Source organism: Candidatus Pelagibacter communis, from assembly GCF_001180185.1.
In the GTDB taxonomy this organism is placed as follows: domain Bacteria; phylum Pseudomonadota; class Alphaproteobacteria; order Pelagibacterales; family Pelagibacteraceae; genus Pelagibacter; species Pelagibacter ubique_F.
Genome location: NZ_CVSS01000044.1, coordinates 1 through 25,769 on the forward strand (window position 1 = coordinate 1; position 25,769 = coordinate 25,769).

The window sequence follows — 25,769 nt, forward strand, 5'->3', positions numbered from 1 at the left end:
TCATACCAAAGGGAGAGGATAGTCTTGCACCATTGATAGGAGTTTTCATTAATGCTTTTTTTACACTTTTTCCATTTTTATCATAATGTCCAACACTGCCTTCTTTATCAAAATAGTATAAAGAATTATCCTCACCACTAAGAATTAGATTTGCATACAATATGTTACCTATTTCAATTGTTTTTTCATTTTCATCTATAAATATTTCATACATAATTTGAAATCGATCTTTTTTTCTTATATCTCTTTGAAAATCAACTTGGAATCCATATATTCTCGCTAACTCTATAATTGTATTTGCAGGTATCTTTTTTTCAATGGCCGATCTATACAAGCTTTGTAAGATAGTATTTTCTTGATAGATTATTTTTTTATCTAATTTCGTTAATATAATTTCTTGACTGAAATTATTTTTATCTTCATTTCTTTTTAAAAGTATTCTTTCCTTATTTGATATTTGAAATATAAAATTTTTAATTTGGTTATTTGACTGATCTATAGTTAAATAAATTTTTTGATTTGTATTAAGTCTATTAAGATTTATTTTTTGAGAAAGTTTAATTTTTAAATTTTGAATTTCATTTTTTTTTATAGAGTAACTATTTAGGATCTTATCAAAGGTCTCTCCCTCAGAAATTTGATGTCTAATTTTTTTGAATTTTGGCTCCAATTTATCAAGAAAATGATTTGCAGTTTTTTTGAAATAAACATTATTTATTATTTCGTTGTAATTTGTTTTAATTTTTTTTTTTGTATAATTGTAATAGTTTGTGAAAGTAACAGTGATAATCATTAATAAAATTAATGCTAAAATTTCGTTTTTATTCTTAATTTTAATTTTAATTTTATTAATCATTATACAGTTTTAAATATTGCAATTATTAGTTTAGTATTAAAAAAAACAAAAAATACCCTTTAAAATCAAGAGTTTTTTTGTGTTTTTTTGTTTCTAAACGCTTGATTTCCTTTAATTTTAGCCTATAAGCATCAAACTTTCTCAATAAATTATTGTGTTTACAATAAATTAGTGAGTATTATTGGGCTTTTTTGCTCAATTAGCTATTAAAAAAGTTAAAATTTTTAGAAGAGAAGTGTGGACGGTTAAGGTTACCAAAATTTGTCGTACACACTTCAACATCATATAAATTTTATTCTTAGAATTTATATGGAAGCTAGTGTGCGCCGTTTTTAAACTTGAGAGTTTGATCATGGCTCAGAACGTACGCTGGCGGCACGCCTAACACATGCAAGTCGAACGAAGTAGCAATACTTAGTGGCAGACGGGTGAGTAACATGTAGGTATCTACCCTTTGGCCTGGAATAACACGAGGAAACTTGTGCTAATACCAGATAAGTCTTTACGGAGAAAGCTTTATGCACCATTGGATGAGCCTGCACTTGATTAGTTTGTTGGTGGGGTAATGGCCTACCAAGACTTTGATCAATAGCTGATTTGAGAGGATGATCAGCCACATTGGGACTGAGACACGGCCCAAACTCCTACGGGAGGCAGCAGTGGGGAATCTTGCACAATGGAGGAAACTCTGATGCAGCGATGCCGCGTGAGTGAAGAAGGCCCTTGGGTTGTAAAGCTCTTTCGTCGGGGAAGAAAATGACTGTACCCGAATAAGAAGGTCCGGCTAACTTCGTGCCAGCAGCCGCGGTAATACGAAGGGACCTAGCGTAGTTCGGAATTACTGGGCTTAAAGAGTTCGTAGGTGGTTGAAAAAGTTGGTGGTGAAATCCCAGAGCTTAACTCTGGAACTGCCATCAAAACTTTTCAGCTAGAGTATGATAGAGGAAAGCAGAATTTCTAGTGTAGAGGTGAAATTCGTAGATATTAGAAAGAATACCAATTGCGAAGGCAGCTTTCTGGATCATTACTGACACTGAGGAACGAAAGCATGGGTAGCGAAGAGGATTAGATACCCTCGTAGTCCATGCCGTAAACGATGTGTGTTAGACGTTGGAAATTTATTTTCAGTGTCGCAGTGAAAGCGATAAACACACCGCCTGGGGAGTACGACCGCAAGGTTAAAACTCAAATGAATTGACGGGGACCCGCACAAGTAGTGGAGCATGTGGTTTAATTCGAAGATACGCGCAGAACCTTACCAACACTTGACATGTTCGTCGCGACTTTAAGAGATTAAAGTTTTCGGTTCGGCCGGACGAAACACAGGTGCTGCATGGCTGTCGTCAGCTCGTGTCGTGAGATGTTGGGTTAAGTCCCGCAACGAGCGCAACCCTCACTTTTAGTTGCCATCATTTAGTTGGGCACTCTGAAAGAACTGCCAGTGATAAGCTGGAGGAAGGTGGGGATGACGTCAAGTCCTCATGGCCCTTACGTGTTGGGCTACACACGTGCTACAATGGTATCTACAAAAGGAAGCAAGACGGCGACGTCAAGCAAATCCTTAAAAGATACCTCAGTTCGGATTGCACTCTGCAACTCGAGTGCATGAAGCTGGAATTACTAGTAATCGTGGATCAGCGTGCCACGGTGAATGCGTTCCCGGGTCTTGTACACACCGCCCGTCACACCATGGGAGTTGGTTCTACCTTAAGGCAAGGTTTAAAATCCTTGACCACGGTATAGTCAGCGACTGGGGTGAAGTCGTAACAAGGTAGCCGTAGGGGAACCTGCGGCTGGATTACCTCCTTTCTAAGGATGAATAAAATTAATATTTTATTCTAAATAATATACATAGGTAATGTTGACCGTCCTCATTTCTCTTCTGAAAATTAGTGTTTCTCTTGCATAGGGGCCGGTAGCTCAGTTGGTTAGAGCACACCCTTGATAAGGGTGGGGTCGAAAGTTCGAGTCTTTCTCGGCCCACCAATATTAATTAAGGGGGATTAGCTCAGCTGGGAGAGCGCCTGATTTGCATTCAGGAGGTCAGCGGTTCGATCCCGCTATCCTCCACCAAAACACTTAGCTATAATAAATTGTAAATAAAATTAATAATTAATATCAATATCTATATCCGAACATTAGCTATATTATTAGCTGATGTTCAAAATAAAAATTTGATTCAACACAGAATTTTTTTCTGTGCATAAATCAAGCGTTTAAGGGCGTGTGGCGGATGCCTAGGCACTGAAAGCCGATGAAGGACGTGATATACTGCGATAAGTTTCGGGGAACTGTATGTAAGTTTTGATCCGAAAATTTCCGAATGGGGAAACCCACCACTTTATGTGGTACTTTAAACTAAATACATAGGTTTAAAGAGATAACCTGGAGAACTGAAACATCTAAGTAACCAGAGGAAAAGAAATCAATTGAGATTCCGTTAGTAGTGGCGAGCGAAAGCGGATTAGGCCAGTAGTTTTGTTAAAAAAATTTGAATAGTTTGGAAAAGCTAACCAAAGAGGGTGATAGTCCCGTATGAGTAATGTTTAACAAAATTCTTGAGTAAAGCGGGACACGTGAAATCCTGCTCGAATATAGGGGGACCACCCTCTAAGCCTAAATACTCTTCAGTGACCGATAGTGAACTAGTACCGTGAGGGAAAGGTGAAAAGAACCCCTATTAGGGGAGTGAAATAGAACCTGAAACCGCATGCCTACAATCAGTCGAAGCTCTTTTTAGAGTGACGGCGTACCTTTTGTATAATGGGTCAGTGACTTAATTTATAAAGCAAGCTTAAGCCATCTAGGTGTAGGCGCAGCGAAAGCGAGTCTTAATAGGGCGAATAGTTTTATGAATTAGACCCGAAAACGAATGAGCTTACCATGAGCAGGTTGAAAGTAAGGTAACACTTACCGGAGGACCGAACCAGTTGACGTTGAAAAGTCTTTGGATGACTTGTGGTAAGGGGTGAAAGGCCAACCAAATTCGTAGATAGCTGGTTTTCCGCGAAAACTATTTAGGTAGTGCGTTGAGTAAATAGATGTTTAGAGGTAGAGCACTAAATGGGCTAGGGGGAAGAGATTCTTACCAAACCTAATAAAACTCCGAATGCTAAACATTGTTCCTCAGCAGACAGACTGTGGGTGCTAAGGTCCATGGTCGAGAGGGAAAGAGCCCAGACCACCAGATAAGGTCCCAAAATTATGATTAAGTGTGAAAGGATGTGGAAATTCCTTAACAGCCGGGAGGTTGGCTTAGAAGCAGCCATCCTTTAAAGATAGCGTAACAGCTCACCGGTCTAATAGAGTTTCTGCGCCGAAGATGTAACGGGGCTAAAATCATATACCGAATCTGTGGATTTATAATTTTTTCGAAAATTATAACTGGTAGCGGAACGTTCTGTAAGTCTGTGAAGGGATACCCGTGAGGGATCCTGGAGATATCAGAAGTGCGAATGCTGACATAAGTAACGATAAAAGAAGTGAAAAACTTCTTCGCCGAAAATCCAAGGGTTTCTGCGCAAGGTTAATCCGCGCAGAGTTAGTCGGCACCTAAGGCGAGGGCGAAAGCCGTAGTCGATGGAAATAAGGTTAATATTCCTTAACCAGATGGAAGTGACGAATCTTGTAAGTTGTGAGTTCTTAATGGATTGAATTTGCCGCGAAAAGGTTCCAAGAAACAGCTCCATCATTAGACCGTACCCTAAACCGACACAGGTGGATTAATAGAGTATATTTAGGCGCTTGAGAGAATGATGTTGAAGGAACTCGGCAAAATGCTTCCGTAACTTCGGAATAAGGAAGACCTTTTTTTAGGCAACTATTAGAAGGTGGCACAAGCTAGGGAGAAGCGACTGTTTATCAAAAACACAGGGCTCTGCTAACACGTAAGTGGATGTATAGGGTCTGACGCCTGCCCGGTGCTGGAAGGTTAATGCGGTTGGTGCAAGCTAACTTCTGAAGCCCCAGTAAACGGCGGCCGTAACTATAACGGTCCTAAGGTAGCGAAATTCCTTGTCGGGTAAGTTCCGACCTGCATGAATGGCGTAACGATTTCTCCGCTGTCTCCAACATCAACTCAGTGAAATTGAATTCTCCGTGAAGATGCGGAGTTCGCGTAGTTAGACGGAAAGACCCCGTGCACCTTTACTGCAACTTTACATTGGTATTAGGAAAAACATATTTAGAATAGGAGGGAGACATTGAAGCAAGGGCGTCAGCTTTTGTGGAGTCACCAGTGAAATACCTCTTTTGTTTTTCTTGATATCTAACTGATTGCCGTTATCCGGCATCAAGACATTGTATGGTGGGTAGTTTGACTGGGGCGGTCGCCTCCCAAATAGTAACGGAGGCGTGCGAAGGTAGGCTCAGAACGGTCAGAAATCGTTCGTAGAGTGCAATGGCATAAGCCTGCCTGACTGTGAGACTGACAAGTCGAGCAGAGACGAAAGTCGGTCATAGTGATCCGGTGGTTCTGAGTGGAAGGGCCATCGCTCAACGGATAAAAGGTACGCCGGGGATAACAGGCTGATACTGCCCAAGAGCTCATATCGACGGCAGTGTTTGGCACCTCGATGTCGGCTCATCACATCCTGGGGCTGGAGCAGGTCCCAAGGGTTTGGCTGTTCGCCAATTAAAGTGGTACGTGAGCTGGGTTCAGAACGTCGTGAGACAGTTCGGTCCCTATCTGCTATGCGTGTAGAAGAATTGAGAGGAGTTGACCCTAGTACGAGAGGACCGGGTTGAACATACCACTGGTGGACCGGTTGTAGCGCCAGCTGCAGTGCCGGGTAGCTAAGTATGGACGAGATAACTGCTGAAAGCATCTAAGCGGGAAACTCACCTCAAAACTAGTTCTTCCTATAGAGCCGTGGTAGACCACCACGTTGATAGGCTGGATGTGGAAGCGCAGTAATGCGTGCAGCTGACCAGTACTAATAGCTCAATTGGCTTGATTTATGCACTGAAAAAAATTTTTTAGAATATTTATTGATTTAAGATTTTAATTAATTCCTTTGACAAAAGTTGGTTATTTTTAACAAAGCTTATTTTTTTTGATTTTTCAAATATTCGCTGAAATAAACTTTCCTTATTTCCGTATTTTAAAAATATATTTTTTATTTTTTTCAAGTTCTTATCATGAGACTTTCCAACATAAATAACATTTTTTTTATTAGACAAGTTAGTCACGTTAGAAAGTTGATTTTTTGCGGTTAAGTACACTATTGAGGGCATCCCTAATGATAATCTCTCTAATAGATTTACTCCACCAGAACCAATAGAAACATCTGATTTTTTCATGATTTTAAACATTTGATTATTTGTCACATTATAAAAAAGTTTAATAAATTTAAATTTTTTACAGTAATTGAATATTTTTTTTTTATCTTTTGAATATTTGCCTATTACGCAATTAATAAAAATACTGTCTAGAACACTTAATGTTTTTATTACTTTTAGAGTTTCTGAGTTTTGCTCAGCATTGCCAAAAAAGATAAAAATAGTTTTATTTTTATTTTTACTTTTATTCTTATTTTTTATTAATCTTTTATTAATTAGAAAATATTTTTCACCTAAAAAAAATTTTTTTGTTTTAGGATTGTTATTTTTAATTTTTTTTTTTTGAAAAGAATTTAAAAAATTATTATTTATAAGTATATCGCAATTATGTCTATTATGACAATAATCATCAAAAACAATTAATTTATTTACAACATCACAAAGTTTTTTTTCTAAATCATATTTTATGTCATACAAATCAATTATTAAGATTGATATTTTTTTTTGACGTATAATTTTTTTAATTTTCGAGAGATACTTTATTTTTTTATATTTTATAAAATTTTGTTCTTTTATTATTATATTTATTTTTGAATAAGTATTTTTTTTCAAAATTTTCTTATTTGAAAAAAAATAAAATTTTCTTGAAGTTTTTGATAATTGAGATGCAAGATTTATACATCTTTGTGCATGACCACTACCGATATCAGAAGACTCGTTAACAATTATTCCAATGTTTCTATTCAATTTTAATATTTTTAATTATTAGTTTTTTTCTTCCAACTCTTAAATAAGGATTTGGATAGGGATCTGATAACATTCTAATTTTATTAAATATGTGAAGAATAGATTTGTTTTTCAATTCTTTAGAAGTAATTTCACTTTGACTTTCTTTAATTCTTTTGAAAAAAGAGGATTTTCTAAGATTTTGTTTTCTAATCCTGGGTTTTTCATAAAGTATTTTATTTGTCCCTAAAACACCAATTTCTACTATTCTGTTAAAAATATCATGAAGGGTCCCTTCTAAAGAAAGTTTTTTTTGAAAATAAATATCTCCCCCATCAATTTTATCATTTATTTTAAATATTGTGACTGCTGAACTTTTTATGCCCCGGATTATTTGATTTTGTAATGGGCTACCACCTCTAAATTTTGGAAGTTTTGATGGATGTAACATAAAACATATGTATTTTTCATAAATTGATTTTTCTATCAACCAACTCCATCCGTAGAACAAAATTATATTTGGATTAGTTTTTTTTATTTTATTTACTAATCCTTTTTTTCTCACATGAAAATAAAAACTAAACCCTTTTTTCTTTTTTGTTTTTGAATAAATTTTTTTAGCCCATTCCCTGTAACCTACACACAATATTTTCATTATGAAAATAATCTTATTAATTTAAACGCTTCTGAAAACCTTAAACTTGACTGCATACCTCTGTATTTTGCTAAAGATTTAATACCCTCAACACTTCTTGGATGAGGAAACTTACATATTTCTGACGTGTATTTTTTTAGAGCTTTAATCTTAAAATTAATCTCTTTTTCAATATTTATAAAAATATTTGGTTCAAAAACTTTATTATATTTCCATTCAGTTGAGCTTAAAATTTCAAACGATAATAAACCTTTGATTACTTTTCCTTTCTTTGTTGGTCTAGAACTTTGAAGGCATGCTTGATAAATCGACTTATGATCAGTATTTACATCGTAATTAGAATGAGTAATTAAAATTTCGGGTTGGAATAATTTTATCTCTTTTTCTATAATTTTAGCAATCATAATTGGTGGCAAACTTTTGAGCTTTCCACACTCTAAATCATAAAAATGATATCTTTTTACGCCTAATTCTTTTAGAGCGCTAATTGCCATTTTTTTTCTTTTCAGAATTAATTCCTGTACTTTTTCTTTATCAAATGGTTTTTTAAATCTACAAGAAGTTCCCTCCGCAATAAATATAACCTTTACGTTTTTTTTTAATTTTGTTAATTTTTTTAAAGTTCCTCCACATCCCAGGGTCTCATCATCTGGATGGGCGACAACGACTAAATATTTTTTATAATTTTCTATCATATTAAACTTTTTCTCATTACTACGTAGTCTTCTATATACATATAATCTAGATTACTAGTTTTAAAGGCTCTTATAGCATCCTCAGGTGAACAAACTATAGGTTCTTCGTGAACATTAAAACTAGTATTTATCAAATTGGGTATTTTAGAGATTTTATAATATTCTTTTAATATATTGAAAATTTTAAGATTATTCATTTTAGAAATGATTTGAGGACGTGCAGTTTTATCCACATGAACAGCTGCAGGTGATTTTTTTATTGCCTCAGAAGTACATTTAACAGTCGTGGTCATAAAATTGATAGCCTTTTTTTTACTTTTTAAATCTTTATACATTTTATTTGAGAATATCTTCAGAGTTAAAGGTGCAAAAGGCATAAACTCTGTTCTTTTCAATTTTTTATTTAGCCAATTATTAACGGATACATTACATGCATTTACTAAAATACTTCTGTTTCCCAGGGCTCTAGGTCCAAACTCCATCCTTCCTTGGAAGCAAGCTACCACATATCCTTGATTAAGTTTTTGTGCAATAAATTTTTCTGGGTTCTTAAATTTTTTATAATTTACTTTGTTTTTTTTTAAAACTTTTAAAACTTGTGAATTAGAAAACTTTGGACCTAGATACATACTTTCTGATTTTGTAGGAGAGTATTTTTTTTTATTTTGATGGTAAGCCAAAAGAGCACTACCAACAGACAATCCTCCATCTCCCATGTTCGGAAATACATAAATACTATCTATATTTTTTAATTCAGAGATAATTTGATTGATTTTTACATTTGCAAAAACTCCTCCTGCTAATGCCAGTTTACTATTAATTGGAATGTTGTCTTTTATAAATTCAATTATTATTTCCTCTAATCTCCTTTGAGCAGCTGCTGCTATATCTTTAGATTTAAATTTTTTTTTTAAAAAATTTAAATTTGGGTTATCGTATTTAGATTGATAAATTCCTTTTTCAAAATTTCCTTTAAAACATTTGTTCATTTTATCGTATGAAATCATTTGAGAAATAAATTTATACGCTTTTTTAGGATCACCAAAAGCCGCAAGCCCAAGAATTTTACCCTCATGTCTATGAGGCTTAAAGCCAAGTAGTTTAGTAATACTCCCATAAAAATATCCAAGAGAGTCTATTGTATTTGTTCTAGAAATTTCTTTTAAATTTCCATTGTTACATTTGAACAATTTCGATGAACTATTATCTCCCCAGCCATCAATGGTTAGAGTATAACAGGATTTCCATTTTGAAGAAAAATATGCACTAGCAGCGTGAGCTTCATGATGATCAAAAACTTCTAAATTTTTATATCTTTTTTTTAATTCAATAATGTTATTTAAGACTCTCTTATTTGCATTTATCTCGTGATCATATCTCTCCTTTAAAAATTTAATCTGACTAATTTTTTGTGAGTGTTTTAGATTTGAGCTTAAAATTTCATTTTTTTTTCTTTTGAAATGAATCTTATTTGGCACATCTTTTTTTAATGCTGATAATCCATGTGTTGCAAATTTATCTATATCCTTTAAAGAATAACCAGTCTCTTTTAGCAAATATTTAATAGCTTTATGTGGGTTACCCCACCAGTTTTTGACTCGATTTATCCTTTCTTCGCTAATTGCGTATTTTAATCTTCCATTATCAAGCAAGCATACAGAGGACTCAGATAAAAAACCAATACCTAAAATTTTCATTTATAACTTTTTGCCAAATTTGTTATTACTTTATTTGTGTTAATCACTTTTATATTTAACTTTTTCTCTAGTTTATCTATATTTAATCCTAAATTTTTTCCTCTTTTTGTCTTAAGAACCTCGTTAGAACATGTCTCATAAATAATTTTTTTTTTTAAAAATTTTGACATTCTTATAGCAAATTCTTTTTTAGAGACCATATCTTTTGAACCTATATTATAAACACCTTTTGAATGCATTAATGATAGATCTACTATATATTTTGCACAGGTATTTACATCTAAAGTAGACGTATACATATCGCTAAAAAGATAAATTTTTTTTTTTCTTTTTAAGCTTTTTATAATTTGGTCAACAAAAGAATTTTTATTATTGCTTGTAAAATTTACTCTCAATATTAAACAATTTTTGTTATTTTTAATGGATTGTTCCGCTTTAATTTTTTGTCTACTATAATTGTTACATGATTTAATTTTACTAGTTTCAGTGTTTAAAATCCCAAACTTTCCTGCATAAACATGATCAGTAGATATATGAACTAATTTGAATAGAAATTTTTTTGAAATATTAGATAAGTATTTAGGTAGTTTGCAGTTTATGAAATCTGTTGACTTTGGACTTTTTTCACATTTATCTATATCAATTATTGCAGCACAATTAATTACGATATCAAATTTATTGTTTAAAAGTAATTTTTCTAATTTTTTAAATTTTTTTAAATCTATATTATAATTTGAGTTTTTTCTTGCAACAGTCTTAAATTTTATTTTTTTTTTTTTAAGATATTTTACTATATTTGATCCTAGAGTTCCATTAGACCCTAAAACTAAAAAAGTGAGTTTATTCATTTTATTTTTTAAAAGACAATATCTTTTAATTTAACTGGATCCCCTTTTAGAACATTTCTATTTAATTTTTTATTTAAGATTTTTTTAAAAAATGATAAATTTAAACCTGTTCCTGGTCTCACTGATTTTATATTTTCGTGATTTATTTTCATTCCTTTTTGAATGTCTTTTGAAAAAAAAAGTGATCTAGTTACAGTTTTAAGTTTACCTTTCAAAATTTTTTTCTTATCAATTTTTTCATGTCCTAACATTTTTTCTACAGCTCTTATGCTCACTATTAGTTTTTTTAATTTTTTTGAGTCATAAGAAAATAATTTATCTGGAGATTTTATTTTGTTATTTAACATAAAATGTTTCTCAATTACTTTTGCCCCTAGCGCAACAGAGATCAAGCAAGGTAAATCTGAATTGCTATGGTCCGAATAGCCTACTACAGGTACATATTTTTTTAAAATGTTTATATGTAATAAATTTAATTCAATGTCTTGTGCTGGATAACTAGAAATACAATTTAATAAAATTATCTTATAGTTTTTTTCTTTTTTACAAATCTTTAAAGCATTTTTAATGTTATTTTCACTTGCAATCCCAGTGCTAATAATTATTGGCTTTTTTGTTTTTGCAATTTCTTTTATCAATTCCAGATCCTCTATTTCTGGAGATGCAACTTTATATAATGGACAATTATTTTTTTTTAATAATTTAACCGCCGTGATATCAAATGGAGCTGAAAAGCATAGAATTTTATTTCTTTTAGCGAACTTAAATATTTCTTTATGCCACTTAAAAGGTGTTTCTGCTTTTTGATATAAGCTATATAATTTTTTCCCTTTCCAAATTGAATTGTCATCTATTTTGAAATGATTATTATTCACATTTAATGTCATTGTATCGGCCTGATATGTTTGAATTTTTACAGCATCAGCACCTATTTTTTTTGCTTCTAACATAGTTTTTTTCAATAATTTCAAATCTCCTGAGTGATTAGCTGAAATCTCTGCAACTATGAAACATTTAGAATTATTAGAAATTGTTTTATTTAGAGGCAAATTGAATTGTTTTTTTAATAATTTTGTAGCCATTTAAAGAAAGTTTTAAATTATTATTTCTTGATCCTTACATTAATTCATTTAAACAATAATAAACTTATAATTTATTTTAGAATTTTTAAAAACAAAAACTTTAAAAAGGCTAAATATACCATGAACACAAAACTAAAAATTATAATTTAATTCTTTTTTATGAATAAAAATATTTTTACTCCTGCTTTATATGGTGGGCCAAAATCTATAAATTACAAGCTCAAAAGTTATAATTCAATAGGAATTGAAGAAATAAAGGCTGCCAATAAAGTTTTAAAGTCTGGAAAACTATCTAATTTTATGGCGGGAAAAAATAAGAAATTTTATGGAGGAACTTATGTAAAAAAATTTGAAAAATATTTGCAAAATTTTTACAAAGTTAAGTATGCAATAACATTAAATTCATGGACCTCAGGATTAATATGTGCCGTAGGAGCGCTAGATATAGAACCAGGAGATGAAATAATTACAACTCCATGGACAATGTGTGCGTGTGCTACTGCGATATTACATTGGAACGCAATTCCAGTTTTTGCTGACATAGATCCTAATACATTTTGTATTGATCCAAAAAGTATAAAAAAAAAAATAACAAAAAAAACAAAAGCTATATTGGCAGTTGATATATTTGGCGTAGGTTCAGATTTAGATAAAATAAAAAGAGTAATTCGTGGTAAGAAAATTTCCATTATAAGTGATAGTGCTCAATCACCATATTTTTTTTATAAAAAAAAATTAGCTGGAACTCAATCTGAAATAGGTGGTTATAGTTTAAATTGTCATAAACATATCAATACTGGTGAAGGAGGAATATTAGTTACAAATAATAAAAAAATAGCAAACAGAGTATTTAAATTGAGAAATCATGCTGAAGCATCAGTAGGTATAAAAGATGATATCAGCAATATGTTAGGATATAATTTTAGAATGGGCGAAATTGAGTGTGCGATTGGTATTGAGCAATATAAGAAATTAAAAAAAATAATATTTTCGAGGAATAAATTATTAAATAAATTAGCTGAAAATCTTGAAAAACTGAAAGGCATAAGAATACCAACCTCAAAAATTAAATTGAATAATTATTATGTTTTTCCAATTGTATTAAATATAGATTTATTAAGAGTTTCTAGAAAAAAAATTTTAACCCTCTTAAAAGCTGAAGGTGTAGAAGGATTAGTTGAGGGCTATGCAAACATTCATCAGTTGCCAGTTTTTAAAAGAAAAATAGCTTATGGCAAAAAAGGGTTCCCATGGAATATTTATAATAAAAAAATTGATTACAAAAAAAGTTTATGTCCAGTAGCAGAAGAACTTCATGAAAAATCTTTTTTAAGTTATCAAGTATGTCTATTTTCCTATACAAATAAAGATATCAGAAATATTAGCAAAGCTTTTTACAAAGTATGGAAATATCTAAATTTTTAAAAAAAAAAACCCTTATAGTTTGCAATGACAGTGGTGCTGGTTACCAGATATATTATTTCCTTAAAACTAAAAAAAAAAAATCTTTTTCTTTTTATTTAAAGGGTCCTTCAAAAAGAATATTTAAAAGATTAAATTCTTATAATTCTTTAAAAAAAGCAATAATGCACTCGGATACTATTTTAACTGGGACTGGCTGGCAAACTGACACAGAGTATAGCGCGATAAAATATGCATTTGAATTAAAGAAAAGAGTTATTTCATTCGTAGATGCACCTCATAATATAAATTTTAGATTTGATAGAAAAGGTAAATCTTACTTTCCTAACGTAATAGTTACAAAAGATAGGTTATCTTATAGAAAAGTTAAACAAGTTGTTCCACGTTCCACAAGAGTTTTAAAAACTAAAGATTATTATTTAGATTATGTGAAAAAAAATAGAATTAAGCCAAAAAATAACAGGATTATTTATCTATCTAGCAATTTCGATAATATATTAAGTAAATTAAAAAAAAGAAAATTTAATTATGACATTAGCTTATTAAGTTTTTTTATAAAAAAGATAAAAAAAATAAAAAAATTCCAAAATTTACAAATATTCTTAAAATTGCATCCCTCTGAAAAAGCCAAAAAATATGAAAATTCAAAAATTTTTAGATCTTTGCAAATAAAATTAACAAAAGAAAATAACTTATTAAATTGTTTAAAAAATTTCAGATATGTTTTTGGATGTGAGACATTTGCTTTAGTTGTTGCAAAATATTATGGCTTAGATGTTTATAATAATATAAAAGGTATTAATAAACTTTATATTAAACCAATTCTTTCAAGAGAATATAAAATAAAAAAAATTTAGATGAAAATTTCACTTATAATTGAAGCGAGATCTCAATCCTCAAGACTTCCAAAAAAAATTTTGAAAAAATGTTTTAATAATATGACATTTTTAGAATATTTAATTAGGAGAGTTAAGAAATTAGATTTTATAGATAATATAATAATTGCCACTACAATAAATCCAAAAGACCTAGAAATTGTTGGAATAGCAAAAAAACTTAAAGTAAAATATTTTAGAGGTTCAGAGGAAAATGTATTAGACAGAATAATTAAAGCTGCAAAAAAATTTAAAACTGAAATTATTGTCAGAGTAACCTCTGATTGTCCTGTAATTGATTTGGATTTAATTTATCAAGCATATTATGTTTATAAAAACAACAAATCAGATTATGTATCCAATGGTTTTATCAGAAGTTATCCACTAGGTATGGATGTTGAAGTTTTTTCTCTAAAAGTATTGAGAAAATCATTAAGATTTGCAAATAATCCTGAATGTAAAGAGCATATTACACTTGCAATAAGAAGAAACCCAAAAGAATTTGATCATTTAAATTTAATCGCTCCAAAATCATTAAAATATCCTAAAATTGGTTTAACATTAGATTATAAAGAAGACTTAATATTGCTTAAAAAAATTATAAAATATTTCTGGAATAAGAACTATAACTGCAAAGATATAATAGAATATTTAAGTAAAAATAAAAAGGTTGCTAAATTAAATAATCATGTAAAAAGGACTATATATAAATATTAAATAATGAATCTAAAATTATTGAAAAAAAATAATGCCTCAAAATTTAAATTTTTTAAATAACAAGACTATATTGATTACCGGAGGTACAGGCTCTTTTGGTAATGCTTTTTTAAAAAATTTATTAAATAAAAAAAATAAGATAAAAAAAATAATTATATTCAGCAGAGATGAATTAAAGCAATTTGAAATGGAGGAAAGATATCCTAAGAAAAAATATAAAAATTTAAGATTTTTTTTGGGGGATTTAAGAGACAAAGCAAGAGTGTATAGAGCTTTAGAAGGAGTAGATATAGTAGTTCATGCTGCAGCGTTGAAACAAGTTCCTAAGGCAGAATTCGATCCTTTTGAATATATCAATACAAACATTATTGGTGCACAAAATCTAGTTGAATGCTGTATGGATAGAAATGTTTCCAATGTGATTGCTTTATCAACGGATAAAGCCGTCTCCCCAGTTAATTTGTATGGTGCTACAAAATTATGCTCAGATAAACTATTTTTGTCGACTAATAACATAATAGGAAATAAAAAAATTAAATTAAGTGTTGTTAGATATGGAAATGTCAACGGTAGTAGAGGCTCTGTAATACCAGTTTTTTTAAAGCAACAAAAAAGTGGTTATTTACAAATTACAGATAAAAATATGACAAGATTTAGCATGGATATAGAGCAAGCTACTAATATGGTTTTATGGTCAATCAAAAATAATTTGGGCGGGGAAATATTTATACCTAAATTGCCTAGTTATAGAATATTAGACTTGGCAAAAGCTATTGATACAAAAAGTAAAATAAAATTCATTGGAGTTAGACCTGGAGAAAAGATAACTGAAGAGCTGATAACTATAGCTGAAAGTATAAATTGTTATGATATAGGAAATTACTATGTTCTTCTGGGCTCGAGTAATCTTAAAACTAAAAAATTTTATTCAAAATTTAAAAAAGTAGATAAAAATTTTTCTTACAATAGCGCAAATAATAAAGATTTTTTGAATATAAAAGAGTTAAAAAAAATAGTTAATAAAATTAAGTTAAATTATTAAATATAATTAAATTGAATACACTTTTAATTGGACTTGGATCTGTTGGATTAGAATACGATCTAATTTTAAAAAATAAGTTTCTCAGTCATGCTAAAACAGTTAATGATCATAAAAGATTAAAATTAAAAGCAGTAGTAGACTTAGACAAAAAAAAATTACTACGATTTAAAAAGAGATATAAATCAGAATTATTTACAAGTCTTGACAAAGCGCTGAAATTTTCAAATTTCGAGTTTGTAATAGTTAGTGTATCAACACAAAATTTATATTCTGTTTTTAATAAATTAAAACAACATAAATCAATGAAATATATACTTCTAGAAAAACCAGGAGCAAGTAACTATATTCAATTTAAAAAAATTTATAATTTTTGTAAAAAAAAAAATATAAATCTTTTTTTAAATTATAATCGGACATATATAGATTTATTTAATAGAAGTTTAGAATTTCTAAAAAAAACAAAATATTTTAAGATTACTCATACTTATAGTAGAGGATTGAAAACAAATGCCTCACATTTTTTGAATTTGTTATTTCTTCAAATAGATTTACCTATAAATATTTATGTGCTTAGTAAAAAACAAATGAGTGGTAGTAAGGATTTCAATTTAAATATTTTATTAAAATATAAAAATGGAGAAATATATCTAATATCAAATAACACTGATGTTTTTTTAAATGAAACATTGATTTTCTCTAATGATAGAAAAATTAGGATTGATTTTAATGAAAATAGAATTGAATTATTTAAGACAAAAAAGTTTAATTTATTAAAAGGTTATAAAAAATTTCATAAACAAAAAGAAAAAATATTCTCAATCAAAAATTACCAAAAAAATACTCTTAAAGCAGTGATAAAAAACTTTGATAATCAAAAATTGATTGAAAAACTAAATCAATCAAATATTAAAACACTTAAATTTATAAGCCTTGTTGAAAGGACATTAAAAAGTCATAAAAATAGATTAATTAAATAGATGTAAAATTTGAAATATTTCATCTAAATATTATGGTAAAAAAAATTTTTGATATTCTGGAGTCAAAACATAAAAAATATTTTTTTACATTAGTTTTATTTTTTTTTCCTTTAATTTTTTTAGAGACAATAGGAATAAGCTCCTTACCAGCATTTGTAGTTTTTATTACAGAGCAAAAAAATTTTGATGAATATCTTAGATTGTTTGCAATTAAAGATATTATAGAAAATTTATCATTAATTCAAAAAACTGTTTATGGTTCAATTATAATTGGAATTATTTTTTTTATTAAGGGCTTGGTGTCACTTATAATAGCATATTTTGAAGTAGGTTTAGTTAAAAATATAAATGTTGATATTTCTTCAAAAATATTCAAGAATTATTTAGACAAAGAGTATTATTTTCATGTTCAAAACAATCCAGCTAAATTACTTCAAAATACTAGTGAGGATGTAAGAAGAGCAGCTGGCATTATATTTACTCTATTAACTATCATTAAAGAAATGATGTTAATTCTCGTCGTCATAATTATTTTTATATATGCAGATCCTGAATTATTTTTTTTAATTTTTGTTACTCTATCATTACCATTATTTTTATTTTATTTATTTTTTAAAAAAATTCTAAAAAATAGAGGAGATATAGCCAAAAAGTTTAGAATTATATCTTTAAAAATTATTAACCAAGCATTTGCAGGAATTAAGTTTATTAAACTGATAAAAAATGAGCATTCTATAAGTAAAACTTTAAAAAGAAATTTAGATATATCTTTTAAACATGAAATGTTTATGAATTTTTTGTCAAAAATACCAAAAGTTTTTTTAGAGATATTATCAATTTCAGTAATACTAATTCTAATAATTTTTTACATAAGTAGTGGATATACTTTAAATTCATTTTTACCAATGATTACTTTTATAGTTGTAGCTACAGTACGATTGATACCAAGCTTTGGAAATATTGTTAATGCACTAAATTTTATGAAATTTAATTCTGTTTCATTAAATAATGTACATGAAACTCTTAGAAAGAAATACTCTAGATTAAAATTTAATAAAAAAAATTATAAATTAAATACTAAAAAAAGAAAATATGACAAAGATTTAATAATAAAAAATTTAGATTTCAAATATCCTGAAAAAAAAGATAAGATAATTGATAATTTATCAATTAGATTAAAAAAAAATAAAACTATTGGAATTACTGGTGCCTCGGGATCTGGTAAAACAACTTTTGTAGATCTTATTCTTAATTTGTTAAAACCGATTGATGGTTCAATTTCGTTTGATGGTAAAAATATACTTGAAGATGAAAAAAAATGGATGTCTGGAATAGGTTATGTTCCACAAGATGTGTATTTGCTTGATGATACAATTCTTAATAATATAATTTTTGGACATGAGGAAGAATCAATCGACAAACATTTTTTAAACAAATGCATTCAATTTTCAGAATTGAGTAGTTTTGTTAAAAGTCTACCAAAAAAATTAAATACTAATATTGGCCATGGAGGAAAGAAGATATCAGGTGGTCAATTACAGAGAATAGGGATAGCAAGAGCTTTATATCAAAATCCTAAAATATTAATATTTGATGAAGCTACTAATGCGCTGGATATAACTACTGAGGTAAAGATAATTAAAAATTTGAAAAAATTTAGTAAGGATTTGACAGTAATATTGATATCACACAGGTTTTCGGTTTTAAAAAAATGTGATGAAATATTGTTGATTGAAAATGGTAAAATTAAATTTAAAGGGGAATTTAAAAATTTACAAAAAAAGATGAAAGTAACTAACTTAAAAATATAAAAAGGTAAATAAATTATTCTTTAATACTCTATGATTATTGAATTTATCGGATTACCAGGATCAGGTAAAAGTTATATTTCAAAAAAACTTATTTATTCATTAAAAAAAAATAAGAAGGAAATTATTTTTGAAAATAAACTGAAAATTAATAAAATTATTAAGATTTACCTCTTTTTAAAATTTTGTTTAAAGAATCTAGGTTTATGTTTAGTTTTTACTATTATTCATTTAAGCAACAAAACATTAGATAAAAATAAAAAAAATTTACATTTTTATTGGATTGTAAGAGAAATTATTGCATTTGAGTATTGTAATAAGTTTGGAAAAGTTCTGATAAGATCAGAGGGATTTCACCAAAGATTTTTGTTTTATTTAATAAATATTGGTAAAACTAAAATTAGTAACTCAGAAATGATTCTACTTAAACTTATACCTATACCTGACAAGATTGTAATGATTTCTATTTCAAAAAATAAAAGTATATTTTTAACAAAAAAAAGGAAAAAAGGTTTTAAATATGACGCTAACTCATTAAATAAGATTAATCATACTATAAAAATTTTAAAACAAATTAAAAAATTTTTTTTAGAAAATCATAAATTTAAGTTGATATATCTAAAAGATCTAAAAAATGAAAAGTTATTAATTAAAAATTTGAGGAGCTATATTTTTAATTTTTAATTGTATAATTCAGGGAAAAGTAAGTCTTTACATAAACAATTATATTTAAAATTATTATCATAAGTAAAATTTGAGTGTTGTTTATAAAATTTAATGAAAATAAAAAGATTAATGCATTATACATTAGTATAATTAATCCAGCTACGTTATTAGACAAAGATTCACTTTTAATTAACTTAATTTTTATTTTCTCATAAATTAGCTGATGAAGATGTTTAAAGTCAGGTTTTAAGGGAGAGATATTTATTTGTTTTTTTCTTAATATCGAAAAAAGATTTTCAAAGACCGGATACCACAGTAAAACTGCAAAAAATAAGGGAGAAATAAATTTATTTTCATTAGAAAATTGAATTATAAATATTCCAATAACAAAACTATAGATATAAGCACCAGAGTCTCCAGAAACAATTTTACCAGTAAAATTTAATATAAAAATAATTGTCAGAGTAGAGATCATAAAATATAAAAAATAAAAATTAATTTTCAAATCAAGATTTAGACTTAAAATAAGCAATACCAACAACACTAAAAGGTAATATCCAATTAAATTTAAATTTACACCGTCAATAAAATTTGAACCATTAATTAAAACAATCAAACAAAAACTTGAGAAAAAAATATTAATATTATTATATCTTAATAATTCATCTAAAATAATAATTTTAGTTGAATTAATATAAATTTCACATGATATCACTGTAAGAATAATTATAAACAATTGGATTAAAAATCTTATTATTGGTGATGAAAGCTTATTTTTATCTGATAGCAAACCTAAGCTATACATTAAAAAACCAAATAAAGTAATTTTTGATAAATTGTAAAAAATAAGAATTCCAATAAAAAAAATTGTTCCACCTAGAAAATAAATTTTTTTGGATCTAGTAATCTGTTTATGTTCTTGATAGTTTTCTTTTTCTAAAAAAAAATTAATCAATTTATTACATCTATCTGTTGGCTCTTTTTACTTTTTGATATCTCTTAGAAATAACTTTTTCAAGACCCTCTTTCAATTTAATTTTTGGAGACCAACCTAATTTTCTCATCAATCTAGAATCTAGGTTTTTTTTATATGTACCATCAGGAAATTGCTTGTTAAACAAAATTTTTCCCTTAAAATTAATTATTTTTGAGATTAGATTTGCCAAATTTTTAATTGAAATATTTTGACCTGTCCCCACATTTAATAGTGGTAATTCACTATCAAATATTTTCTTTAATTTTTTTTTTGAAATTTTTAAACTTACATAAATCGCATTGGACAAATCATCCACGTGTAAAAATTCTCTTAATGGTTTTCCAGTTCCTAAAACCTCAACATCTTTTCTATTTCGTTTAGCTTTAAGAAATTTGGTTATCAGTCCTGGTATCACATGACCAGTCTTCTCTTGAAAATTATCATTTGTCCCATAAATATTTGTTGGCATTAAACAAATAATATCTTTACCGTATTGAGAGTAAATAAATTGCGAAAGCTTAATTCCTGCAATCTTAGCTAATGCATAAGCTTCATTTGTTTTTTCAAGTTTTCCATTAAGTAAATTATTTTCTTTAATAGGAGTCTTGGAATATTTTGGATAAATGCAGGATGATCCCAAAAATATTGTTCTTTTCAAATTATATTTATTTGCACAAGTTAAAAGATTATTTTGTATCTGTAAATTCTCTAATAAAAATTCAGTAGGGTATTTTGAATTTGCCATAATTCCTCCTACACGAGCAGCACAAATAATTAAAAATTCTATCTTTTTTTTTTTAAAAAACTTGTCTACATTATGATAATTTCTCAAATCAAGATTTCTTTTATTCTCTATTATTAAATTAGAGTAATTTTTCTTTTTTAATAATCCTAGTACAGAGGAACCAACTAATCCATTATGTCCAGCAATAAAAATTCTAGATTTTTTTTTAATCATTATTTAATAATAGCGAATCTTTTTTTGCTAAACTCATATCATGATTAAGCATGTCTCTTATTAATGATTTGAAATTATATTTAGGTTTAAATTTTAATTCTTTAAAAGCTTTCTTACTGTCACCTATAAGATAATCTACCTCTGAAGGTCTAAAATATCTTTTATCAATCTTTATTAAAGTTGATCTTTTATTTTTATTAATTAATATCGCTCTTTCATTTAAGCCTTTACCTACCCAAATTATTTTAAAACCAATTTGCTTACACGCCTCGTTAACAAAATCTTTTACAGAATAAGATTTTCCACTTGATATTACGTAATCATCAGGCTTTCTTTGTTGTAAAATTTTCCACTGCATCTCAACATAATCAATTGCGTGACCCCAATCTCTTTTTGCATATAGATTTCCCAAAAAAAGTGTTTTTTCTAAACCATAGAATTTTCTTGCTAAGAACCTCGTTATTTTTTTTGTTACAAAAGTTTCACCTCTTCTTGGACTCTCGTGATTAAATAATATACCGGTTGATGCAAATATATCGTAACTTTCTCTATAAATCTTAGTTATCCAATGAGAAAATAATTTTGAGGCACCATAAGGAGATTTTGGATAAAAATTGGAATTTTCATTAAATGATTTATCAAATTTTTTACCAAATAATTCAGATGTACTAGCTTGATAAAACTTAATGTTTTTTAATTTAAGGAATCTTATAGCTTCAAGAATTCTTAAAGTTCCTAGCCCAGTTACCTCAGCAGTATACTCGGGGTTTTCAAAAGATACACCAACATGACTTTGAGCACCCAAGTTATATATTTCATTAGGTTTTATCTGAGATATCAAATTATAAATTGTATTAGAGTCTGTTAAGTCTCCATAATGTAAAAAAAAATTAGTTTTATAATGAGGATCAATATACAGATGATCTATTCTGCCAGTGTTAAATGATGAGGACTTACGAATAATTCCGTGAACTATATATTTTTTTTTTAGCAAAAGTTCAGCTAAGTAAGATCCATCTTGACCAGTTACTCCTGTAATTAACGCTATTTTTTTTTTCATTTATAAATTTTCACTTTTTTTCTTATAGCATTAAATGAAAGATTCAATAAACAAATCAATGAAGTTATAATTTTTTTTCTTTCAGATAGATAATAAACATTAAACCCATCTAAAATTTTTTGAAAAAACGAACTCGATAAAGAATTATTTAATTGTCTCCACTTTGTTAGTTTTTGATTGAATCCTTTAATGATAACACCTTTTTTTGACAACTTAAGCCATAAAGAATAATCCTCTTTAGTCTTAAAATTATTAAACTTATTTTTCAATATCAATGATCTTTTTATTATTACGGTTGAGAGACCAATATCACAAGAATTTAACAAATCAGAGTATGTTAAATTCTCTTTAACCCTGAACTCTCCAATTAATTTATCATTTTTATTGATTATAGAGTAGGAAGTATGTGAAAATTCTAAATTATTTTTTTTCATAAAATTTATTTGTTTTTCTAATTTTTTTTTATTCCAGAGATCATCAGCATCAATAAATGCAATATATTTACCTTTAGATTTTTTAATACCCTTATTTCTTGAGAGACCCGCACCTAAATTTTTTCTATTTAATATAATTTTAATATTTTTAAAGATTGATAATTTTTTTTTTAACTTTTTTAGTTCTGTTAGATCTTCATCATCATAAACTATAATGATCTCTTTTTTTTTATAAGTCTGTTTTAAAACAGAATTAATTGTTTTATCAAAATATTTTTGTTTTTTAAAATATGGAATAATAATTGAAACAGATCTCATTTGTAATCGTAATAAAGTATTTCTTTTAATCTTAAATAGTGAGAAAAAATCGTAAAATTTTTGGCCTTTTTTTTGGCAAATAAAATTTTTTTTTTAATTTCCTCTTGTTTACTCTGATTAAATTCTATTAACTTATCTAAAAATTCTTTTTCTGAATTATTATTAAATAAAAAACCACCTTTTCCATAATCTAGAATTTCAGTTGGTCCATTTTTGCAATTACTAGAAATAATTGGAATATTACAATAGGCATTTTCTATCAATACAAATCCAGGATCTTCCCAAAGAGAAGGTAATAAAAAACATTTTGATTTATTTATAAATGGAAAAATATTTTTTTGATAATTGATGATTGAGATATTGTTATTTAATTTTTTTTGAAAAATAAAATCTTTTAATTCACTTTCTTTTTCTCCCTCACCGATTAAAACCAATTTAGATTTATTTTCAATTTCCAATAATTTTGAAAAAACTTTTAATAAAAACAGAAAATTTTTTTGTTTTGTAAATCTACCAATTGCTAAAAAATAATTTTTTTCATTTTTTATGACGATATTTTCTTTTTTATATTTATTTATTAACTTTACATTTATTATTGGATCAAACAAAACTACAATTTTATCAGGTTTGCAAAAATTATATTTTAGGAGGTCATTTCTAGTTTCTTCAGTCGGGCATGTAATAAGAAAAACTTTTTTTAAAACAATTTTCCAGAATAATTTTCTTAAAAAATTCATTTTTGGAAGCCCTGAAACTCTTAAAATCATTTTTGTTTTAAGATTTAAAATATAATTTAAAACAAGAGGCAAAGATGTGATTAAATGAATTATTACGTAGTCAGGTTTTTCAATTTGTATGAGTTTTTTTAAAGGAAAAAAACATTTAATGAATATTTTTATGAAATTTAATCTTGTATTAAAGTATCCAGTTTTTTGTTCAAAAAATTGATGATTGTTTAATTTTATATAGCCGATATTTGATTTTTTTATCTCATCAAAATATTCTGACCACTCCCCAGAAGCATCGATTATTTTTGTCTTTATTTTATTTTTTGAATATTTTTCCAAACTAAAAGCTGAATTTATAACTGCTCTTATTGTTGCAACTTTGCTTGTAAATGGCGCCCAATAGTAGACTTTCAAATTTTTGTTCATTTTTTATGAGTATCAATAATTTAAAATTTATACACTTAATTTAAAAAATTGTAATTAAACAATTTCTGATTTAATTAATTTATGTTAATTCTTTAATCTAATTAAATGAAAAAAATTATAACAATATTAATTTTATTTTTTATCTTATTTTTTGGTTCAATATATTTCATAAAATATAACGTCGAGAATAATACAAGCCTTTTCTATAAGTATAAAAGAATGATGCCTAAAAGTCTTAAAACAGATATAAGAAATTTTTTAACAAAATTAAATAATATCTATATTTATAATATAGAAGAGTTTGAATTTGAAAAAAGAACCTCTAATAATTTGTCTAATATAGATTTTGAGCAAAAGGAGATAATTTTATATACAAATTCTAAACTAATTTTCACTGGACCTAGAGCCTATCTATCCTCAAATGAGAAAAACTTTTTTTTAATCACAGGCACAGGAATTATGATGCACTTACCGATTGTCGATTTATTGAGTAAAAATGATAAGTTGGGTTTTGAAAAAATTGAAACCAATATAGAAGAGTTTACCTCTAACTATAAGACAGGACTTTCGACTTACTCGCAAACTTCATTTATAAAAAATTTGTTTATAAAAGATAATCAAATGTTTGTTTCTCTAGTTATTAAAGAGAATGATGCTTGCTTTAAACACTCAATATTAAGTGGAGAAATTAATTTAGATAAAATTAATTTTGAAGAATTTCTTACGATTAATGAATGTAGAATTTTTTATAGTAATTATGTTGGAGGAAATTTAATAGATTATAAGGATAATAAGTTACTTTATACAATTGGAGATTGGTCAATTTGTGAAGATTTAAGGTGGTTGGCGAATGGAAAAGAATTTTGTAGGAAAAATAATGCCCAAAATATGAACAGTTTTCTGGGTAAGATTTATGAAATAGACTTAAAAACAAAAGAACTCAAAATTATCTCAATTGGACACGATAATCCCCAAGGAATTTTATATGATAAAGATAATGACATAATTTTTTCAACAGAACACGGCCCTATGGGAGGTGATGAACTTAATATGAATGTTAATCCAACAACAAGCGATATAAAAAATTATGGTTATCCAATATCTTCTTATGGAGAACATTATGGATATCCCAACGAGGAGGTAATGTTTAAATATGAAGAAGCGCCATTTTATAAATCTCACGAAGATTATGGTTTTGTTGAACCTATAGATTATTTTGTTCCTTCAATAGGTATTTCAGATTTAACTTTAGTAAAAGATAAACTTTATGTAACAAGTTTAGGTGCTAACATTGATGAAGGTGACTTATCATTATATGAGTATGAACTAAGTTCAGATCATAAAAAAATAAATTCAAAAAAAAGATATAAGATTTATGAAAGGATTAGAGATATTCATCAAATAGATGAGTACTTGGTTTTATTTCTTGAAACTACAGGCACGATTGCAATATATAAGCCTAGTATGACAGAATAATTAAATAAAGATTCATGTTATTAAAAGTGTGGTTATCAATTAGTTTT

The 25,769-nt window shown here is 27.6% G+C and carries 20 protein-coding genes, 2 tRNA genes and 2 rRNA genes; 12 read left to right on the top strand and 12 right to left on the bottom strand.

The features are described from left to right. On the bottom strand, nucleotides 1-856 hold an 856-nt coding region (locus AMN95_RS03540), incomplete at its 3' end, for a peptidase M23 (protein WP_075522608.1). A 334-nt stretch (nucleotides 857-1,190) separates the two neighbouring features. On the opposite strand from AMN95_RS03540, the gene AMN95_RS03545 reads away from it, so the two are divergent. The 4 genes from AMN95_RS03545 (at nucleotide 1,191) to AMN95_RS03560 (ending at nucleotide 5,815) form a co-directional block, all read left to right on the top strand. After that, nucleotides 1,191-2,665 (top strand): 16S ribosomal RNA (locus AMN95_RS03545). A 100-nt stretch (nucleotides 2,666-2,765) separates the two neighbouring features. After that, a tRNA-Ile gene (locus tag AMN95_RS03550) sits at nucleotides 2,766-2,842 on the top strand. Nucleotides 2,843-2,853: 11 nt separating this feature from the next. Beyond that, nucleotides 2,854-2,929, top strand: a tRNA-Ala gene (locus tag AMN95_RS03555). Nucleotides 2,930-3,062: 133 nt separating this feature from the next. Then, nucleotides 3,063-5,815, top strand: a 23S ribosomal RNA gene (locus AMN95_RS03560). The 16S and 23S rRNA genes sit together here with 2 tRNA genes alongside, the layout of an rRNA operon. Before the next feature lie 27 nt (nucleotides 5,816-5,842). Here AMN95_RS03560 and pseG read toward each other — a convergent pair. From pseG to pseI, 6 genes are read right to left on the bottom strand one after another with little or no spacing between them, the layout of a single operon-like run. After that, on the bottom strand, nucleotides 5,843-6,883 hold the full coding sequence (pseG, locus tag AMN95_RS03565) for a UDP-2,4-diacetamido-2,4,6-trideoxy-beta-L-altropyranose hydrolase (protein WP_075522609.1): 1,041 nt from the start codon (nucleotides 6,881-6,883) through the stop codon (nucleotides 5,843-5,845). Next, entirely contained in the window at nucleotides 6,876-7,517 is a 642-nt protein-coding gene (locus AMN95_RS03570; protein WP_075522610.1) for a formyltransferase family protein, read from the bottom strand. Before AMN95_RS03570 ends, pseG begins: the two co-directional genes overlap by 8 nt. Next, nucleotides 7,517-8,212, bottom strand: coding sequence for a PIG-L deacetylase family protein (locus AMN95_RS03575; RefSeq protein WP_075522611.1), 696 nt, complete (start codon nucleotides 8,210-8,212; stop codon nucleotides 7,517-7,519). Before AMN95_RS03575 ends, AMN95_RS03570 begins: the two co-directional genes overlap by 1 nt. After that, nucleotides 8,209-9,909: a carbamoyltransferase C-terminal domain-containing protein gene (locus AMN95_RS03580; protein WP_075522612.1), complete on the bottom strand. Its 1,701-nt coding sequence runs from the start codon at nucleotides 9,907-9,909 to the stop codon at nucleotides 8,209-8,211. The genes AMN95_RS03575 and AMN95_RS03580 overlap by 4 nt, the downstream gene beginning before the upstream one ends. Further along, nucleotides 9,906-10,757: a sugar nucleotide-binding protein gene (locus AMN95_RS03585; RefSeq protein WP_075522613.1), complete on the bottom strand. Its 852-nt coding sequence runs from the start codon at nucleotides 10,755-10,757 to the stop codon at nucleotides 9,906-9,908. Before AMN95_RS03585 ends, AMN95_RS03580 begins: the two co-directional genes overlap by 4 nt. Before the next feature lie 8 nt (nucleotides 10,758-10,765). Continuing rightward, nucleotides 10,766-11,839 (bottom strand): pseudaminic acid synthase, encoded by a 1,074-nt coding sequence (gene pseI / locus AMN95_RS03590; RefSeq protein WP_075522614.1) that lies wholly within the window; start codon nucleotides 11,837-11,839, stop codon nucleotides 10,766-10,768. Nucleotides 11,840-11,998: 159 nt separating this feature from the next. On the opposite strand from pseI, the gene AMN95_RS03595 reads away from it, so the two are divergent. From AMN95_RS03595 to AMN95_RS03625, 7 genes are read left to right on the top strand one after another with little or no spacing between them, the layout of a single operon-like run. Then, a complete protein-coding gene (locus tag AMN95_RS03595) occupies nucleotides 11,999-13,264 on the top strand; it encodes a DegT/DnrJ/EryC1/StrS family aminotransferase (protein WP_075522615.1) in 1,266 nt (421 codons plus the stop codon). Continuing rightward, nucleotides 13,243-14,118, top strand: a complete 876-nt coding sequence (locus AMN95_RS03600) for a hypothetical protein (RefSeq protein ID WP_075522616.1) — start codon at nucleotides 13,243-13,245, stop codon at nucleotides 14,116-14,118. Before AMN95_RS03595 ends, AMN95_RS03600 begins: the two co-directional genes overlap by 22 nt. After that, nucleotides 14,119-14,853, top strand: coding sequence for a cytidylyltransferase domain-containing protein (locus AMN95_RS03605; RefSeq protein WP_075522617.1), 735 nt, complete (start codon nucleotides 14,119-14,121; stop codon nucleotides 14,851-14,853). A gap of 31 nt (nucleotides 14,854-14,884) precedes the next feature. Further along, on the top strand, nucleotides 14,885-15,895 hold the full coding sequence (pseB, locus tag AMN95_RS03610) for a UDP-N-acetylglucosamine 4,6-dehydratase (inverting) (protein ID WP_075522618.1): 1,011 nt from the start codon (nucleotides 14,885-14,887) through the stop codon (nucleotides 15,893-15,895). Nucleotides 15,896-15,906: 11 nt separating this feature from the next. Beyond that, nucleotides 15,907-16,872, top strand: coding sequence for a Gfo/Idh/MocA family oxidoreductase (locus AMN95_RS03615; RefSeq protein WP_075522619.1), 966 nt, complete (start codon nucleotides 15,907-15,909; stop codon nucleotides 16,870-16,872). Nucleotides 16,873-16,904: 32 nt separating this feature from the next. Then, nucleotides 16,905-18,683 carry an ATP-binding cassette domain-containing protein gene (locus tag AMN95_RS03620; protein ID WP_075522620.1) on the top strand — a complete coding sequence of 593 codons (1,779 nt, stop codon included), beginning with the start codon at nucleotides 16,905-16,907 and terminating at the stop codon, nucleotides 18,681-18,683. A 30-nt stretch (nucleotides 18,684-18,713) separates the two neighbouring features. Continuing rightward, nucleotides 18,714-19,364, top strand: a complete 651-nt coding sequence (locus tag AMN95_RS03625; RefSeq protein WP_075522621.1) for a hypothetical protein — start codon at nucleotides 18,714-18,716, stop codon at nucleotides 19,362-19,364. Here the strand turns inward: AMN95_RS03625 and AMN95_RS03630 are convergent. The 5 genes from AMN95_RS03630 to AMN95_RS03650 are packed head-to-tail and all read right to left on the bottom strand — an operon-like array spanning nucleotide 19,354 to nucleotide 24,246. Further along, on the bottom strand, nucleotides 19,354-20,301 hold the full coding sequence (locus tag AMN95_RS03630; RefSeq protein WP_075522622.1) for an MraY family glycosyltransferase: 948 nt from the start codon (nucleotides 20,299-20,301) through the stop codon (nucleotides 19,354-19,356). The genes AMN95_RS03625 and AMN95_RS03630 overlap by 11 nt on opposite strands. A gap of 10 nt (nucleotides 20,302-20,311) precedes the next feature. After that, the gene (locus tag AMN95_RS03635; RefSeq protein ID WP_075522623.1) at nucleotides 20,312-21,280 is read right to left on the bottom strand and encodes an NAD-dependent epimerase/dehydratase family protein; all 969 of its coding nucleotides are present in this window, start codon (nucleotides 21,278-21,280) and stop codon (nucleotides 20,312-20,314) included. Beyond that, nucleotides 21,273-22,340 (bottom strand): GDP-mannose 4,6-dehydratase, encoded by a 1,068-nt coding sequence (gmd, locus tag AMN95_RS03640; protein WP_075522624.1) that lies wholly within the window; start codon nucleotides 22,338-22,340, stop codon nucleotides 21,273-21,275. The genes AMN95_RS03635 and gmd overlap by 8 nt, the downstream gene beginning before the upstream one ends. Continuing rightward, the gene (locus tag AMN95_RS03645; RefSeq protein ID WP_075522625.1) at nucleotides 22,337-23,092 is read right to left on the bottom strand and encodes a glycosyltransferase family 2 protein; all 756 of its coding nucleotides are present in this window, start codon (nucleotides 23,090-23,092) and stop codon (nucleotides 22,337-22,339) included. Before AMN95_RS03645 ends, gmd begins: the two co-directional genes overlap by 4 nt. Then, nucleotides 23,089-24,246 (bottom strand): glycosyltransferase, encoded by a 1,158-nt coding sequence (locus tag AMN95_RS03650; protein ID WP_075522626.1) that lies wholly within the window; start codon nucleotides 24,244-24,246, stop codon nucleotides 23,089-23,091. Before AMN95_RS03650 ends, AMN95_RS03645 begins: the two co-directional genes overlap by 4 nt. 219 nt (nucleotides 24,247-24,465) lie before the next feature. Here AMN95_RS03650 and AMN95_RS03655 point away from each other — a divergent pair, with 219 nt between their 5' ends. Then, on the top strand, nucleotides 24,466-25,722 hold the full coding sequence (locus AMN95_RS03655) for a PQQ-dependent sugar dehydrogenase (protein ID WP_075522627.1): 1,257 nt from the start codon (nucleotides 24,466-24,468) through the stop codon (nucleotides 25,720-25,722). Nucleotides 25,723-25,769 lie beyond the last annotated feature (47 nt).